Origin of the sequence: uncultured Amnibacterium sp. (assembly GCF_964245895.1) — a bacterium.
Taxonomy (GTDB): domain Bacteria; phylum Actinomycetota; class Actinomycetes; order Actinomycetales; family Microbacteriaceae; genus Amnibacterium.
On record NZ_CAXTOQ010000002.1, the window covers coordinates 61868 to 76480 of the forward strand.

Consider the following 14613-nt stretch of genomic DNA (forward strand, 5'->3'; position numbering starts at 1 on the left):
CCGACCGGCGGTCAGCCGGTCGCCTCGTGCGCGAACACGGCGTGCGCCGCGTCGACGGATCGGTCCGGGATGGAGGTGGGCGACTCCAGGTGCACGGCCCCGGAGGGCAGCACCCCGGCGCCGCCGAAGCGCTCCATCACCTTCCACTGCGCGGCGACGTCCTCGCCGCCGACGCTCGCGGGCAGGTCGCGCCAGAACTCGAAGCCGCCCACCGCCTCGAGCGCCTCCCGGCGGTAGAGCACGCAGCCCGCCAGCCACGCGACGCGGTACGGCAGCCAGCCCGCATCGGGCAGGTCGGTGCTCGCGGCGATGTGGGTCAGGTTCGCGGCGTTGTGCAGCGTCCACCGCTCGGTGCCGGGGGAGTCCTTGCGCAGCCGCTCGGGCTGCACGCCGTCCGTCCACGCGGCGAACGGGGCCTGCTCGTGCGGGCGCTCGTCGTCGAGGAAGGAGAGCCCCTGCTGGGCGGCGCCGACGACGCCGCAGCCGAGGTCCTCGATCGCGGTGTGGAGCGTCGCGAGCAGCCCCGGCTCCGGCCACACGTCGTCGTCGAGGAACAGCACGAACGGCGCGGTCGCCTGCGCGAGCAGGAACGCGCGGTGCTCCGCGATGCCGCGACGGGGCAGGTGCTGCAGCACCCGCACCTCCCGCCCCTGCGCGGCGAGCACGCGGAGCATCGCCTGCACCGCGGGCGCCTCCGCCATCCCGTGGTCGTCGGACTGGTCGCTGATCGTCAGCCGGAACACCGGGTCGTCCTGCGCGGCGAGACCGGCCAGCACCACGGCCAGCTCGGGCAGGCGTCCGGACGTGGGCAGCAGCACGTCGATCACCGGCTGCGCCGCGGAGGCGGGCCGGGCCCAGTCGCGGGCCGTGCGACGGCTCGTCACCGGGCGTCGCCGGCGGCGCGGACGCGGGCGATCAGGTCGCCGGTCGAGCGCGGGCTGACGTAGTCGAGGATGCGCACCTCCCCGCCGTGCGCCTCCACCACCGGCGTCTCCGCGAGCATCCCGGGCAGGTAGTCGCCGCCCTTGGCGTAGACGTCGGGCTCGATCGTCTCGAGCAGGGGGATCGGGGTGTCGGTCGAGAACACCGTGACGTAGTCGACGCAGGCGAGCTCGGCGACGACGCCCGCGCGGTCGGCGACCGCGTTGAGCGGGCGGCCGGGACCCTTCAGCCGCCGGGTGGAGTCGTCGTCGTTCACGGCGACGACGAGCACGTCGCCGAGCGCCCGCGCCTGCTTGAGGTAGGCGGTGTGGCCGCGGTGCAGCACGTCGAAGCAGCCGTTCGTGAAGACGATCCGCCGGCCGGCCGCGCGCTCCGCGGCGAGGGCGCCGACGAGCGAGCGGTGGTCCAGCAGGTGGGCGCCGTCGTGCAGGGAGGCGGTCAGGTCGGCGGCGGTGCAGACGCTCGTGCCGGGGGAGCGGACGACCACGTCGGCGGCCAGCTGGCCGAAGCGCGCGGCCCGGTGCAGGTCGAGCCCGGCGGCGAGGGCGAGCGTCAGCGCCGCGGCGAAGGTGTCGCCCGCGCCGTTCGCGTTCGCGTCGGGCGCCGGCTTCGCGAGCGTGCGGGTCGGCTCGCCGCCGGTGTGCGTGATGGTGCCGTCGCGGTCGAGGGTGACGACGACGCCCGCGGCGCCCGTCCTGGCGCGCAGCTCGTCGCCCGCGCCGGTCGCGGTGCGCACCCGGTCGGCGCCGAGGGGACGGCCGAGCAGCCGCACCGTCTCCGCCGCGTTCGGCGTCACCGCGTCGGGGTGGAGGGGGGCCCACGGTGCGAGGTCGTGCGCGTCGACGACGAGCGGGCCCGAGCGCTGCAGCGCGCCGAGCGCCTCCCGCAGCGTCGGCCCGGCGACGCCGAGGCCGTAGTCGCAGACCAGGACGGCGGCGCTGCCTGGCAGCACGTCCGGCAGCGCGCGGGCGACCCGGCCGGCGCCCGCGGCGTCGATCGCCCCGCCCTCGTCGAAGCGCAGCAGCATCTGGCCGGCCGACGAGACCCGGGTCTTCACGGTCGTCGCCCGGCCGGAGAGCCGGGTGACCCCGGTCGTGTCGACCCCGGCGTCGGCGAGCAGCCGCAGCAGCGTCGTGCCGGCCTCGTCGGTGCCGACCGCGCCGACGATCCGCACGTCGGCGCCGAGCGCGGCGAGGTTCACGGCCGTGTTCGCGGCGCCGCCGGGCACGTCCTCGTGGCCGTGCACCTGCACGACCGCGGCGGGCGCCTCCCGGCTGATCCGATCGACCGAGCCGGTGATCCAGCGGTCGAGCAGCAGGTCCCCGACCACGAGCACCGGCCCGCCGCGGAAGGCGAGCACGTCCTGCACGAGGCGGTCGTCCTGCGCGCCGCTCACCGGGACCCGCCCGGCAGGCCGAGGTGCACGACGGTGGTGGTGGTCATCTCGTCGAGCAGCTCGGGGCCGTAGCCGAAGCCGGAGCCGCTCGCCCCGCGGGGCTGCGCGCTGCCGCCGGGCGCCCCGCCGAACACCGCGTTCACCTTCACCGTGCCGACCGGCAGGATCGCGGCGGCGCGGTGCGCGTGCGCCATGTCCGCGGTCAGCACCGTCGCGGCCAGGCCGTAGTGGTCGGCCGCCGCGAGCCGCAGGCCCTCGTCGAAGTCGTCGACGACGACCACGGGCGCGACCGGCCCGAACGTCTCCTCCGTCAGCACCTGCGCGCCCTGCGGCAGGTCGGTCAGCACCGTCGCGGGGTAGCGGACGGCCGGCCCCTCCGGCACGGTCCCGCCGGTCAGCACGGTCGCGCCCGCGGCGACGGCCTGCTCGACCTGCGCGACGACCGCGTCCCGCATCCGCACGTCGACGAGCGGCTGGCTCGATCCCGCGGTCCACGCCTCCGCCTCCGCGACGAGCGCGGCGAGGAACGGCTGCGCGATCGAGCGGTGCACGTAGACGCGCTCGACGGCGGTGCAGATCTGGCCGGCGTTCGCGAAGGCGCCGAGGGCGGCCTGGCTCGCGGCCCAGACCGGGTCGACGTCCCCGTCGATCACGAGCGGGTCGTTGCCGCCGTTCTCGCGGATCACGTGGACGTCGTTCGCGGCGCCGACCCGGGCGAGCGCCCGGCCCGTCGCGGTCGAGCCGACGTGCGCGAGCACCCCGAGGCCCGGCTGCTCGGACAGCGCCGCGCCGGTGGACCCGTCGCCGGTGACGTGCACGAGCACGCCGTCCGGCAGCTCGGCGGCCAGGATCTCGTCGAGCAGCGCGCCGGTGTGCGGGCTGCGCTCGCTCGGCTTGTGCACGACGGTGTCGCCGGAGACGATCGCGGCGCCGATCAGGCCGGCCGCCACCGCGACGGGGTCGTTCCACGGCGTCAGCACCAGCACGACGCCGCGCGGCTGCGGGGTCGCGACGTCGACCGCGTCCCAGGCGCCGCGGAGGCGCTTGCCGCGGTGCAGGGGCCCGAGCTCCGCGTACTGCAGCAGCGTGTTCACCGCGGCCTCGACGCCGCCCGCCGCGTCGCCGGCCGGCTTGCCGGTCTCCCGCGTGTTCAGCGCAGCGACCTCGTCCGCTCGGGCGGCGAGCGCCTGCGCCGCGGCCCGCAGGCGCAGGCCGCGCTCGGCGGGCGGGGTCGCGGCCCAGGTGGGGAACGCCGCCACGGCGCGCCGGACCGCCTCCGCCGCCTCCTGCTCGGTCGCCACCGGGAGGGAGCCGACCGGCTCGCCGGTGGCCGGGTCGACGATGTCGATGGTGCGGGTGTCGAGGGCTGCGGGCATGCGGAAGCGGTTCCCCTTCGATCGGTGGTCCCGGGTGGGCGCCGGGAGCCCGGCCACGGTACTGAGCACGCCCCCGGGGGCGCCTGTGCGCGGGCCGGGAGACGGCCGGGAGCCGTCGGGCAGGATCGTCCGATGCCCGCTGCCGCCGTCGCTCCGCCCGCCGAGCCGTTCGACGACGTGCGGCGCATCGTCGTGCTGCGCGGCGGGGCGCTCGGCGACCTGGTGCTCGCGCTGCCGGGGATCACGGCGCTGCGCGCGGCGTACCCGCATGCGCACCTGACAGTGCTGGGTGCCCCGGCGCACCGGGTGCTGCTCGCCGGCCGCGGGCTGGTCGACGACGTCGTGGTGCTGCCGCGCGTCGCGGGCGTCTCCGGCGACCGGACGGACGAGGCGGCCGTGGAGGCGGTCCTCGGCGGGCTGCGCGGCACGCCGATCGATCTCGCCGTCCAGCTGCACGGCGGCGGCCGGAACGCGAACCCGTTCCTCCTCCGCCTCGGCGCGCGGCACACGGTCGGCACGGCGACGCCCGACGCGGCGCCGCTCGAGCGCACGCTGCACTACGACTACTTCCAGCACGAGGTCCTGCGGTGGCTGGAGGTCGCGGGGCTCGCGGGCGCCGCGCCGGCGGACCTCGAGCCGGTGCTCCCCGTCTCCGCGGCGGAGCGCGCGGCGGGGAAGGCCCTGCTCGGCGACGGACCCGTGGTGGTGCTGCATCCCGGCGCGACCGACCCGCGGCGGCACTGGCCGGTCGACCGCTTCGGCGCGGTCGCGGCGGCGCTGGCTCGCGACGGCGTGCGGGTGGCCGTCGTGGGCGACGGATCGGAGGCGGCGCTCGCCGACCGCGTGGTCGCGGCGGCGGTCGCGGCGGCGGTCGCCGGCGGCGTGCCGGAGGACCGCGTCGGCTCGATCGCCGGGCGGCTCGACCTCCCCGGCCTGCTCGGCGTGCTGGCCGCCGCCGACGTGGTGCTCGCGAACGACAGCGGCCCGCGCCACCTGGCGCAGGCCGTCGGCGCGCGCACGGCGGGGATCTTCGTGTTCGGCAACACGATCAACGCGATGCCGTTCGGGCGGGCGCGGCACCGCATCCGGCTCGGGCGCATCACCCGCTGCCCGGTGTGCGGCCGGGACGCGACGCAGGTCGGCTGGACCGCAGCCCGCTGCGAGCACGACCCCTCCTACGTCGCCGACGTCCCGGTGGAGGACGTGCTCGAGGACGTGCGCGCGCTGCTCGGGCGCTGAGCGCCCGCGGCGGATGCGGTGCGCGTTCCCTGGGCATCCGCGGGGGACGCCGACGCCGGTCGTGCGGCCGGGGGACGCTGCCGTGTGGCCATCAGCATCGCGCTCCCCGTCGTCCTCGTTCTGATGATCCTGCTCATCGGGACGTCGATCCTGGTGCTGACCCTGCGCGGCCGCAGCCGGCAGCAGCGGACGGGGGAGGAGTCCGCGGTGCGCAAGCAGGCCCGCGGCGACGAGCACCCGTAGGTCAGTCCCGCCCGGCGCCCAGCCCGCGTGCCGCGGCGACCAGCGCGGCGTTGTCCTGCGCGGTCGAGCCGTCGGGCAGCACCAGCACGTCCTCCAGGCCGATCCGGGTGTCCAGCCCGCGGCGCACCGCGTCGTCGAGCGCGATCCAGGCGGTGCCGTCCTCGCCGTGCTGCAGCCGCGGCGCGAGCACGTCGGCGCGGTCGAGCATCCCGTGGATCTCGTCCGCCAGGGTCACGACGTCCGCCGGCGCCACCTCGATCAGCTCGACGAGCACGCGCTCGACCCGGTCGGCCAGGCCGCTGCGCAGCAGCAGGTCGGCGTCCTCCGCGCTCCACACCCCCGCCTCCACGCGGATGCCCCGCCCGAGCAGGGTGCGCATCGTGTCGATCGACTCGTCGTCGGCCAGGTTCACGCTCGCGGCATCGGGCCCGGTCCAGCGCGACAGCATGGCGACCCGGCGGCGCTGCTCGCCCTCGATCCACAGGCCGGTGCTGACGCTGACCGGCCAGCGGCTGACGTCGTGCACGGCGTTCGCGGCGGCGTCCACCCACCGGGGATCGAGCCGCTCGACGCCGTCGTCGTCGCGCGGGTGGACGTGGAAGCCGTGCGCGCCCGCGTCCCCGCAAGCGATCGCGTCCCCCTGCAGGTCGCTCGGCGTCAGGGGCACCGCACGGTGCTCCTCCCGGGTCCGCCGTCCGTTCAGGGCCGCCTGGAGGAGCATGCGGTGAGGGTAGGCGGGCCGACTGGGGCATGCTCATGGGCGGCGCGCGTGTCGGATGGGAGTTCCGAAGGGTGGACCCGGGAATTCCCTGGACGCGCGAGGCGCTGGACCGACCGAACCGGAGGAGGGCCCGTGAACGTGCTCGAGTGGCTGTTCGACGCCCAGATCGTGATCGGCGACCAGCACGTGCTGTGGCGCGAGGTGATCGGCAACGTCTTCGGCCTGCTGTCCGCGCTCGGCGGCATGCGGCGCAAGGTGTGGGCGTGGCCCGTCGGCATCGTCGGCAACCTGCTGCTGTTCACCGTGTTCCTCGGCGCGGTGTTCGGCACCCCGAACCCGGTGAACCTGCTCGGCCAGGCCGGGCGGCAGGTGATGTTCATCCTCGTCAGCATCTACGGCTGGTACCGCTGGACCCGGCGCAGCGGCGACACGGCGACCACGATCACCCCGCGCTGGGCGTCGTGGCCGACCCGCATCGGGATCGTGCTCGTGATGGTCGGCGGCACCGCGGCGCTGACGCCGCTGTTCACGGCGCTCGGCTCGTACGAGCCGGTGTGGAGCGACGCCTGGATCTTCATGGGCTCGCTGCTCGCGACCTACGGGATGGCGAAGGGCTGGGTCGAGTTCTGGCTGATCTGGGTCGCCGTCGACGTGGTCGGCGTGCCCCTGCTGTTCTCCGCCGGGTACTACGCCTCCGGCCTGATGTACGTGTTCTACGGCGCCTTCACGCTGGCCGGGTTCTTCGTCTGGATGCGCCAGCGGGTGCGCCCCTCCGCGGTCGTCACCGTCGAGGGCTGACCGGGGATCAGGGCCAGCTGGGCTCCTCCTCGTGCATCACGGAGAGCTCGCGGATCTCGGAGCCGCGGGGGCTCGACAGCGCGAACACGACGGCCGCGGCGACGTTGGCCGGGTCGTTCAGGTTCGCGTCCTCGCCCGGCGCGTACTGGGCGGTGCGGCCGTCGAAGAACCGCGTCTTCATCCCGGCCGGGATCAGCGTCGTGACGCCGATCTGCCCGCGGGTCTCCGCGGTGAGCGCGCGGCTGAAGCCGATGACGCCGAACTTGGAGGCGGAGTACGCGGTCGCGTCGCTGACGGCGTGCACGCCGAGCGACGACGACACCGTGACGACCCGGCCGTGCGTCTCGTACAGCGCGGGCAGGGCGGCCCGGACCACCGCGGCGGTGCCGAGCAGGTTCACCGCGATCACGCGCTCCCACACGTCGCCCGGGATCTCGTCGAGGCGACCGGGCTTGTCGATGCCGGCCGCGGTCACCACCGCGTCGAGCCCGCCGTGGTCCGCGACGGCCTGCGCGACGACCGCCTCGATGCCGCGGGTGTCGGTGACGTCACCCCGGTACGCGGCGTAGGGGACCCCCTCCACCGCGAGGTCGACGACGATCGGCGTGCCGCCGGCCGCGGCGACCGCGTCGGCGACGGCCGCGCCGAGCCCGGAGGCGCCGCCCGTGATCAGCGTGCGCCCGAGCGGGGTGGGGGAGGTGGAGGCGGTGGGCATGGGTGTCCTTCCGGCGGGGGTGCGGGGCGAGGCCCCGCGGGGTTCAGGAGACGCGGGCGATGGCCGCGGCGAGCCGGGTGGTCGAGCGGCCCGGGAAGAACGGGACGGTCACGGCGCGGCCGCCCCACTCCGTGATCACGGCCGCCTCGGGCAGGTCCTCGGCCGCGTAGTCGCCGCCCTTCACCCAGATGTCCGGGCGCACGCGGCGGATCGCGTCGACGGGGGTGTCCTCGCCGAACACGACGACGCCGTCGACGACGCCGAGCGCGCTCAGCAGATCGACGCGGTCCGCCGCGGTCATCAGCGGCCGCTCCGGCCCCTTGAGCCGGCGGACCGAGTCGTCCGAGTTCAGCAGCACGATCAGGCAGTCGCCGAGCGCGCGGGCCGCGGAGAGGGTCCTCGCGTGCCCGGCGTGGATCAGGTCGAAGACGCCGCCGGTCGCGACGACGGTGCCACCGGCGGCGCGCACGCGCTCCACGACCGCGAGGGCGTCGTGGTCCGGGCCGGGCAGCTGCGTCGCGGGCGCCGCCTCGAGCGCGGCGACGCCGCCGTCCTCGAGGTACCGGGCGGTCGTGTCCACCGCGTGCTGCAGGGCGGCGCCGGTCGCGTCGCCGCGGCCGAGCGCGGTCGCGAGCGCGGAGGCGAACCGGTCGCCCGCCCCGTTCACGTCGGCGTCGCGCACCAGCGGCGCGGCGGCGACGAGCGGCAGGCCGGTCGCGGAGGTGCGCAGCAGCGCCCCGCGCCCGCCCATCGTCACGACGACCGCGGCGACCCCCCACGAGCGGAGGAGGTGCAGGGCCGCCTCGTCCGCGAACGGGACGCCGCTGCCCTCCACGCCGGAGAACACGCGCGCCTCACCCAGGTTCGGGGTGACGATCACGCCGGGCACCGGCTGCGCGCCCTTCGCGTGCGGGTCCCAGACGACTGGCACGCGCTGCGCCGCCTCGGCGACGGCCGCCCGCAGCGCGGGATCCTCGAGCAGGCGACGGCCGTAGTCGGCGACCACGACCAGCTCCGCCTCGGCGACCGCGGTCAGCATCTCCGGCGTGACGACCGGCGGCTCCGGCGTGCCGGAGCCCTCGTCGATGCGGACGATCGGCTGCTCCCGGCTGCGCAGCCGGGTCTTCACGACGGTGGGGGAGGGGGACCGGCCCGCGACGAGCGCGATGCCGTCGAGCAGCGGCGGCAGCTCCGCCGCCCGGGCGTCCTCGGCCCGCGCGGTCACCAGCGTCACCCGGTGCCCGTCGCGCGCCAGCAGCGTCGCGACCAGGCCGGCGCCGCCGGCGCGCTTCGTCTCGGAGGCGACCTCGACGACCGGCACCGGCGCGTACGGCGCGATGCGCTCGACGTCGCCCTCCACGTCGACGTCGAGCAGCAGGTCCCCGACCACGGTGACGTTCATCGGGTGGCGCCGATCCGCTCGCGCACCACGGCGTCGAACACGCGGCACAGGGCGTGGATCGCGACCAGCTGCGCCTCCTGCACGTTGGCGCCGACGCCGGGCAGGACGAGCGCGTCGTCCGCGGCCTCGGTCACGGGGTTCGGGCCGGGCCCGGTCATCGCCCACACCGTCGCGCCGGCCGAGCGGCCCGCCGCCGCGGCGCGCACGAGGTTGGCGCTCCTGCCGCTCGTCGACAGCAGGACCAGCACGTCGCCCGCCCGCGCGTGCGCGGTCACCTGGCGGGCGAACACCTCGTCGAACCCGTAGTCGTTGCCGATCGCCGTGACGGCGGCGGCGTCGCCCATCAGGCAGATCGCGCTGAACGGCCTGCGATCGCCGTCGAACCGGCCGATGAACTCGGCGGTGAGGTGCTGCGCCTCCGCGGCGGAGCCGCCGTTCCCGGCCGCGAGCAGGCGGCCGCCGGCGAGCAGCCGGTCGGCGAGCGCGCCGCCCCAGGAGGCGAGGCGGGGGGCCTCCGCGGCGAGCGCGTCGATGGTGGGCCGCAACGCCGCCACGTGGTCCGCCGCCACATCGGTCGTGCTGCGCGTCTCGGTCGCCGTCATCCCTCTCCTGCCAGCAGGTCCGCCCGCTCCGCTCGAGCGGCGATGCGCTCGTAGACGCGGACGGTGTCGAAGGCGATCCTCCTCCAGGTGTAGCGGGTCACCGCGCGGCGGTGGCCGGCCACCCCGAACCGCCGGCGCCGCTCGGGGTCGGCGAGCAGCTCCGCGACGGCCGCGGCGAGCGCCTCCGGGTCGCGCGGCGGCACGTGCAGGCCGGTGACGTCCTCGACGACGGTGTCGATCAGCCCGCCCACGCTGGTGGCGACGACGGGACGTCCGCAGGCCATCGCCTCCAGCGGCACGATGCCGAACGGCTCGTACCAGGGCGGCACGACCACGACGTCGGCGCTGCGAAACCAGGCGGGCAGGTCGTCGTGGGGCACCGCGCCGGCCAGCACCACGCGGTCGCGCAGCCCCTCCGCCTCGATGACCTGCCGCAGGCGCTCGGTCTCCGGCTCCGCCTCCAGGTGCTCCGCGTCGCCCGCACCGCCCACGACGACGAGCTCGGCGTCGATGCCGGCCCGCACCAGCAGCCCCAGCGCCTCGATCGCGTTGCCGACGCCCTTCCGCTGCACGAGGCGGCTGACGGTCAGCAGGCGGAGGCGGTCGGTGCGCGGCTGCGCCGGCCCGTCCGGCGTGAAGCGGTCGGTGTCCACGCCGCACGGCACGACCGCGATGCGGGAGGAGGGCACGCCGAGCGCCTTCAGCTCGAACGCCTCGTCGGAGCAGGTGGCGACGACGACGTCCGCGTGCCGCCCGACCCCGGGCTCGAGGATCGCCCGCACGGTCGGGGAGGTGTCGCTGGCGCCCTGCTGGCGGCGCTTCACGACGCCGAGGGCGTGGAACGTCTGCGCGACGGGGAGGTGCCCGCCTAGCGCGGCGTCGACCCGCTCGGCGGCGTCGACCGCGGCGAGGCCGGACATCCAGAAGTGCCCGTGCACGACGTCCGGCCGGTCCGTGATCCACGCGCGCGCCAGCTCGTCGGCGAAGTCGCTCATCAGCGGCAGCAGCTCGTCCTTCGACACCCGCGACGCCGGCCCGGCCGTCACGGGCAGCACGGTGACGTTCGGGGCGAACGGCACGCGGTCGGGCAGGCGCGGATCGTCCCGGCGGGTGTAGACGTCGACCTGGTGGCCCGCGGCGCCGAGCGCCCTCGCGAGCGCGGCGACGTGGACGTTCTGCCCTCCGGCGTCGACCCCGCCCAGGGTGGCGAGCGGGCTGGCGTGCTCGGAGACGAGTGCGATCTTCATCGGTTCACTTCCACCATGCCCCCGGGGGCGCCCGCAACCCCTTGACCACCGGCTGGACGTGTGTGCCCCAGCCGTGCTACGGCGTCGCCGAGCGCCGCGTCCCAGTCCGCGAGGAACCGGGCCAGCCCGTACCGCTCGAGCGCGACCTCCCGCGCGATCGCGCCGCGGCGCCGCGCCTCGTCGGGGTCGCGGATCAGCCGCCGCGCCGCACGCACCAGCTCGTCGACGTCCGCCGAGATCGCGCCCGCCTCGGGCGGCACCGCGCGCGGCGCCTCCGTCGCGGCGAGGGCGATCACCGGCATGCCCAGCTGCATCGCCTCGAGCAGCGACAGGCCGAGCGAGGTCCAGCGGTGCGGATGGAGGTAGGCGCGGCGGTCCGCGAGCGCCTCGTGCATCGCGGCGGGCGGCACATCGCCGACGCCGGTGATCGGCGGTGCGCCGTCGAAGGCGCCGGCCAGCAGGTCGGTGCCCATCCCGAACACGTCGACCGGCGCCGCGGCGGCGAACCGCGGCAGCAGGTCGGTGCCGGTCACCCGCCAGCGCCGCACCGGCTCGTTGATCACCGCGGCCAGCCGGTCGAGGCCGCCCGTGTACCGGGCGCCCGGGTCGCGGACGCCGTGCTCGATCACGCGGCTGCGGGTGCGGCCGGTGTCCCAGAGCAGCGCGTTCACGTGCGTGACGTGCACGAGATCGAGGTCGTCGCGGTCCGCCATCGGGTGCACGGAGGTGGGCACGTCGCCCTTCGGGGTGTTGTGCTCGAGGTAGACGGCGGCGAGGTCGCGCCCGACGCGGCGGCCGGTGAGCCGCTCCGCCGCCGGCAGCTCGTCGGGGCGCTGCAGCACGACGACGTCGACGTCCTCGTCGCGGATCGCGTCCGGCGCGATCTCGCGGGCGGGCCAGTCGCGGCCGCCGCGGCCGAGGCCCCAGCCGTCGCGCGCGGGGGTGGTCGGCAGCAGGTAGTCGTGACCGCCGGCGACGAACGCGTCCGTCCAGCCGCCGTGCAGGTGCCAGAGCAGGACCTTCACGCGGACCTCCCGAGCAGGCGCTCCGCGGCCTCGACGACGGCCTCGGGGGTGACGGAGGCGAGGCAGGGGTGCCCCGGCACCGGGCAGACGCGCGCGCGGGTGCCGCGGCAGGCGGCGTCCTGGTCGCCGAGCAGGGCGACGTCGACGCCCCACGGCGCCCATCTGGCGGCCGGCACGACGGGCGCGAACAGGCTGACGACGGCGGTGCCCGCCGCCGCCGCGAGGTGGGCGGGTCCGGTGTTGCCCACGACGACCGTGCCGGCGTCCCGCAGCACCGCGCCGAGGGACGGCAGGTCGAGCACGCCGCCGAGGTCGGTGCCCGCGGTCCCGGCCACCGCCGCGGTCAGCGCGCGCTCGCCGGGGCCGCCGGTGACGAGCACGCGGTGGCCGCGGCCGGCGAGCAGCTCGACCACCCGGGCGCTCCGCTCGGCGGGGTAGGCGCGCGCCGGCACCGCCGCGCCGGGGTGCACGACGACGTAGGGACCGTCGCCGACGCCCGCCGGCACGTCGGCCGGCAGCTCGACCGCGAGCCGCCCGGCGTCCCCGGCCGGCAGCGCGTACCCGGCCGCCTCGGCGATGCGCAGCGCGCGCAGGGGCTCGGGGAGCTCCTCCTCCAGCGTCTCGCCGGGGATCAGCCGCACGTCCAGCAGGCCGCCGCCGGCGTCGACGGAGGCGCCGGTGATCCGCGTCACCCCGGCCAGCCGCAGCAGCAGGGCGAGCGGCAGCGGGGACTGGTGGAAGGAGGTGAGGATCACCGCCTCCGCCACCCCCGTGCCGGCCACGAGGGCCGCGACCTCGGCGACGAGGCCGGCGTCGACCGGGCGATCGGTCGGCGTGATCCAGGGCGCGGCCAGCACCCGCACCTCCGCGACGCCGGGCAGCAGCCGGGCCGCCGCGGCGCCCTGCGGCCCGGCCAGCAGGACCACCTCGGCGGAGGCGGCGACCGCGCGGACCGCAGGCCCGCTGACGAGCACGTCGCCCATGCTGTCCATCCGGGCGACGAGCACGGGCCTCATCCGGCGTCCCCGGCGAGCGCGATGCGCACGGCCTCCTGCAGGTCGGCCGCGACCGCGGCGGCCGCCCACACCTCCTGCTGACGGGTGACGGGCGTGGGCACGAGGATCGCCCGCCCGCCGGCGGCGTGCGCGGCGCCGACGTCCGCACCGATGTCGCCGACGACCACGACGTCCGCCGGGTCGACCCCGAGCGCCGCGGCCGCCCGCAGCACCATCCCGGGCGCGGGCTTGCGGCAGTCGCAGCCGTCCTCCGGCCCGTGCGGGCAGATCTGCCAGGTGTCGAAGCCGCCGAAGATGGCGTCGACGCGCGCGTTCACCGCGTCGACCTGCTCCCGCGTCACGATGCCGCGGGCGATCCCGGACTGGTTCGACACGACACCGATCGGGACGCCTGCGGCACGCACCGCGGCGACGGCCTCGATCGCGCCCGGCATGGGACGTACAAGGGTGGGGTCGCCGTTGTACGGCACGTCGACGACGAGGGTGCCGTCGCGGTCGAACAGCACCGCGGCGGGGGAGGAGGGCGTGGGCATCGGAGCATGGATACCCGTCCGCAACGCTCAGGTCCTGAGTGATTCATGGGAGTCCTCCGGTACCGCCCTGGGAGGATCGCCGCATGCAGCGAGCGGACGCCCCCGCCGATCGGCCGCTGGCCGTGACGTTCCGCGCGCTGCAGCTGGGCGATCTGCTGGTCGCGGTGCCGGCCCTGCGCGCGCTGCGGCGCGGGCTGCCGGAGCACCGCCTGGTGCTCGCGACGTCGGCCTGGCTCGAGCCGGTCGTGCGCCTGATCGACGCCGTCGACGGGCTCGTGCCGGTCCGGGCGCTCGGCGATCCGCTGCCGTTCGCGCCCGGCGCGATCGACGTCGTCGTGAACCTGCACGGCGGCGGGCAGCAGTCCGCGGCCGTCGTCGACGCGGCGGGCGCGCGGCTCGTCGTGCGGCACGCGGTCGTCCCCGGCGAGCCCGGCCCGAGCTGGATCGAGGAGCAGCACGAGCGGGAGCGGTGGGTGCGGCTCACCGCCGCGTTCGGCTTGCCCGGCGACCCCGCCGACGTCCGGATCGCGCGGCCCGCCGCCCGGTCGCCCGCGCAGGGCGCCGCCGTGGTGCACGTCGGCGCCGCGTTCCCGTCGCGGGAATGGCCGGCGGACCGGTTCGCCGCCGTCGCCCGGTCGCTGGCCGCGGAGGGCCGCCGGGTGGTGTTCAGCGGTTCCGCCGCGGAGCGGCCCCGCGCGCTCGGGGTCGCCGCGCTCGCCGGGCTGCCGGACGCGGCGGTGCTCGCCGGCGCCACCGACCTCGAGGGCTTCGTCGCCCTGATCGCGGACGCCTCCCTCGTCGTGACCGCGGACACCGGCGCGGGGCACCTCGCCTCCGCCTTCGCGACCCCCTCCGTCGTGCTGTTCGGCCCGGTGCCGCCGTCGCGGTGGGGACCGCCGCCGGGGCCGCACGTCGCGCTCACGCATCCCGAGCTGCTGCTCGGCGACGCGTTCGCGGCCCGGCCCGACCCGGCGCTCGCCGCGGTGACCGTGGCGGAGGTGCTGGCCGCGATCGAGCGACTTCCCGTTCTGTAGGTCTGCCGGACCTGCAGAACGAAGAATCGGTCAGGCGGAGGCGACCGCTGCGGCGAGCGCGGGCGCCAGGTCGCCGGCGCCGGCGACCTCGATCGCGTCGAGCCCGAGCCACCGCGCGGCGTCGCGCAGCACCGGCGCGACCCGCTGCGGCACGTCGCGCCCCGCGCCCTCCTCCGTCCACGCCGCCTGCACGAGCAGCCGGCCGCCCTGCCGGTCGGACTTCAGGTCGACCCGGCCGACCAGCCGGTCGTCGACCAGCACCGGCAGCACGTAGTAGCCGTGCACCCGCTGCGCCGCCGGCGTGTAGATCGAGATCCGGTAGTG

Annotated in this window: 16 protein-coding genes; 4 read left to right on the forward strand and 12 right to left on the reverse strand. The window is 76.8% G+C overall.

Annotated elements, in window-relative coordinates; translation table 11 throughout:
• Positions 1–11: 11 nt before the first annotated feature.
• Genes ACFE60_RS00860 through ACFE60_RS00870 form a run of 3 tightly spaced genes read right to left on the reverse strand, consistent with a single transcriptional unit; the run spans position 12 to position 3714 of the window.
• The gene (locus ACFE60_RS00860) at positions 12–884 is read right to left on the reverse strand and encodes a glycosyltransferase family 2 protein (protein ID WP_375386938.1); all 873 of its coding nucleotides are present in this window, start codon (positions 882–884) and stop codon (positions 12–14) included.
• Positions 881–2338, reverse strand: a complete 1458-nt coding sequence (locus ACFE60_RS00865; protein ID WP_375386939.1) for a PfkB family carbohydrate kinase — start codon at positions 2336–2338, stop codon at positions 881–883. The genes ACFE60_RS00860 and ACFE60_RS00865 overlap by 4 nt, the downstream gene beginning before the upstream one ends.
• Positions 2335–3714, reverse strand: coding sequence for an aldehyde dehydrogenase family protein (locus tag ACFE60_RS00870; RefSeq protein ID WP_375386940.1), 1380 nt, complete (start codon positions 3712–3714; stop codon positions 2335–2337). The genes ACFE60_RS00865 and ACFE60_RS00870 overlap by 4 nt, the downstream gene beginning before the upstream one ends.
• Positions 3715–3846: 132 nt before the next feature.
• On the opposite strand from ACFE60_RS00870, the gene ACFE60_RS00875 reads away from it, so the two are divergent.
• Together ACFE60_RS00875 and ACFE60_RS00880 are read left to right on the forward strand one after the other, a co-directional pair.
• Positions 3847–4953, forward strand: a complete 1107-nt coding sequence (locus ACFE60_RS00875; RefSeq protein WP_375386941.1) for a glycosyltransferase family 9 protein — start codon at positions 3847–3849, stop codon at positions 4951–4953.
• An 84-nt stretch (positions 4954–5037) separates the two neighbouring features.
• Entirely contained in the window at positions 5038–5196 is a 159-nt protein-coding gene (locus tag ACFE60_RS00880) for a hypothetical protein (protein WP_375386942.1), read from the forward strand.
• 1 nt (position 5197) lies between these two features.
• Here ACFE60_RS00880 and ACFE60_RS00885 read toward each other — a convergent pair whose 3' ends face one another.
• Entirely contained in the window at positions 5198–5917 is a 720-nt protein-coding gene (locus ACFE60_RS00885; RefSeq protein WP_375386943.1) for a 3-keto-5-aminohexanoate cleavage protein, read from the reverse strand.
• A gap of 132 nt (positions 5918–6049) precedes the next feature.
• Here ACFE60_RS00885 and pnuC point away from each other — a divergent pair, with 132 nt between their 5' ends.
• Entirely contained in the window at positions 6050–6715 is a 666-nt protein-coding gene (gene pnuC / locus ACFE60_RS00890; protein ID WP_375386944.1) for a nicotinamide riboside transporter PnuC, read from the forward strand.
• A gap of 7 nt (positions 6716–6722) precedes the next feature.
• On the opposite strand, the gene ACFE60_RS00895 is transcribed toward pnuC, so the two are convergent.
• Genes ACFE60_RS00895 through ACFE60_RS00925 form a run of 7 tightly spaced genes read right to left on the reverse strand, consistent with a single transcriptional unit; the run spans position 6723 to position 13255 of the window.
• Positions 6723–7430, reverse strand: coding sequence for an SDR family NAD(P)-dependent oxidoreductase (locus ACFE60_RS00895; protein ID WP_375386945.1), 708 nt, complete (start codon positions 7428–7430; stop codon positions 6723–6725).
• A 43-nt stretch (positions 7431–7473) separates the two neighbouring features.
• Positions 7474–8832, reverse strand: coding sequence for a PfkB family carbohydrate kinase (locus ACFE60_RS00900; RefSeq protein ID WP_375386946.1), 1359 nt, complete (start codon positions 8830–8832; stop codon positions 7474–7476).
• Positions 8829–9434, reverse strand: a complete 606-nt coding sequence (locus tag ACFE60_RS00905) for an SIS domain-containing protein (protein WP_375386947.1) — start codon at positions 9432–9434, stop codon at positions 8829–8831. The genes ACFE60_RS00900 and ACFE60_RS00905 overlap by 4 nt, the downstream gene beginning before the upstream one ends.
• Positions 9431–10681, reverse strand: a complete 1251-nt coding sequence (locus tag ACFE60_RS00910; RefSeq protein WP_375386948.1) for a glycosyltransferase — start codon at positions 10679–10681, stop codon at positions 9431–9433. The genes ACFE60_RS00905 and ACFE60_RS00910 overlap by 4 nt, the downstream gene beginning before the upstream one ends.
• Positions 10678–11706, reverse strand: a complete 1029-nt coding sequence (locus tag ACFE60_RS00915) for a glycosyltransferase (protein WP_375386949.1) — start codon at positions 11704–11706, stop codon at positions 10678–10680. The genes ACFE60_RS00910 and ACFE60_RS00915 overlap by 4 nt, the downstream gene beginning before the upstream one ends.
• The gene (locus tag ACFE60_RS00920; RefSeq protein ID WP_375386950.1) at positions 11703–12722 is read right to left on the reverse strand and encodes a glycosyltransferase family 9 protein; all 1020 of its coding nucleotides are present in this window, start codon (positions 12720–12722) and stop codon (positions 11703–11705) included. Before ACFE60_RS00920 ends, ACFE60_RS00915 begins: the two co-directional genes overlap by 4 nt.
• A complete protein-coding gene (locus tag ACFE60_RS00925; protein WP_375386951.1) occupies positions 12719–13255 on the reverse strand; it encodes a D-glycero-alpha-D-manno-heptose-1,7-bisphosphate 7-phosphatase in 537 nt (178 codons plus the stop codon). Before ACFE60_RS00925 ends, ACFE60_RS00920 begins: the two co-directional genes overlap by 4 nt.
• 83 nt (positions 13256–13338) lie before the next feature.
• On the opposite strand from ACFE60_RS00925, the gene ACFE60_RS00930 reads away from it, so the two are divergent.
• On the forward strand, positions 13339–14289 hold the full coding sequence (locus ACFE60_RS00930; protein WP_375386952.1) for a glycosyltransferase family 9 protein: 951 nt from the start codon (positions 13339–13341) through the stop codon (positions 14287–14289).
• A 30-nt stretch (positions 14290–14319) separates the two neighbouring features.
• On the opposite strand, the gene ACFE60_RS00935 is transcribed toward ACFE60_RS00930, so the two are convergent.
• Positions 14320–14613: DNA glycosylase AlkZ-like family protein (locus ACFE60_RS00935; protein WP_375386953.1), on the reverse strand; the 294-nt coding region annotated here is incomplete at its 5' end.

Excerpts from the sequence above, each read along its gene's own strand:
- ACFE60_RS00870 (WP_375386940.1), bottom strand. The coding sequence starts at position 3,714 with ATGCCCGCAGCCCTCGACACCCGCACCATCGACATCGTCGACCCGGCC.
- ACFE60_RS00875 (WP_375386941.1), top strand. The coding sequence starts at position 3,847 with ATGCCCGCTGCCGCCGTCGCTCCGCCCGCCGAGCCGTTCGACGACGTG.
- ACFE60_RS00885 (WP_375386943.1), bottom strand. The coding sequence starts at position 5,917 with ATGCTCCTCCAGGCGGCCCTGAACGGACGGCGGACCCGGGAGGAGCAC.
- ACFE60_RS00895 (WP_375386945.1), bottom strand. The coding sequence starts at position 7,430 with ATGCCCACCGCCTCCACCTCCCCCACCCCGCTCGGGCGCACGCTGATC.
- ACFE60_RS00900 (WP_375386946.1), bottom strand. The coding sequence starts at position 8,832 with ATGAACGTCACCGTGGTCGGGGACCTGCTGCTCGACGTCGACGTGGAG.
- ACFE60_RS00905 (WP_375386947.1), bottom strand. The coding sequence starts at position 9,434 with ATGACGGCGACCGAGACGCGCAGCACGACCGATGTGGCGGCGGACCAC.
- ACFE60_RS00910 (WP_375386948.1), bottom strand. The coding sequence starts at position 10,681 with ATGAAGATCGCACTCGTCTCCGAGCACGCCAGCCCGCTCGCCACCCTG.
- ACFE60_RS00920 (WP_375386950.1), bottom strand. The coding sequence starts at position 12,722 with ATGAGGCCCGTGCTCGTCGCCCGGATGGACAGCATGGGCGACGTGCTC.
- ACFE60_RS00925 (WP_375386951.1), bottom strand. The coding sequence starts at position 13,255 with ATGCCCACGCCCTCCTCCCCCGCCGCGGTGCTGTTCGACCGCGACGGC.
- ACFE60_RS00930 (WP_375386952.1), top strand. The coding sequence starts at position 13,339 with ATGCAGCGAGCGGACGCCCCCGCCGATCGGCCGCTGGCCGTGACGTTC.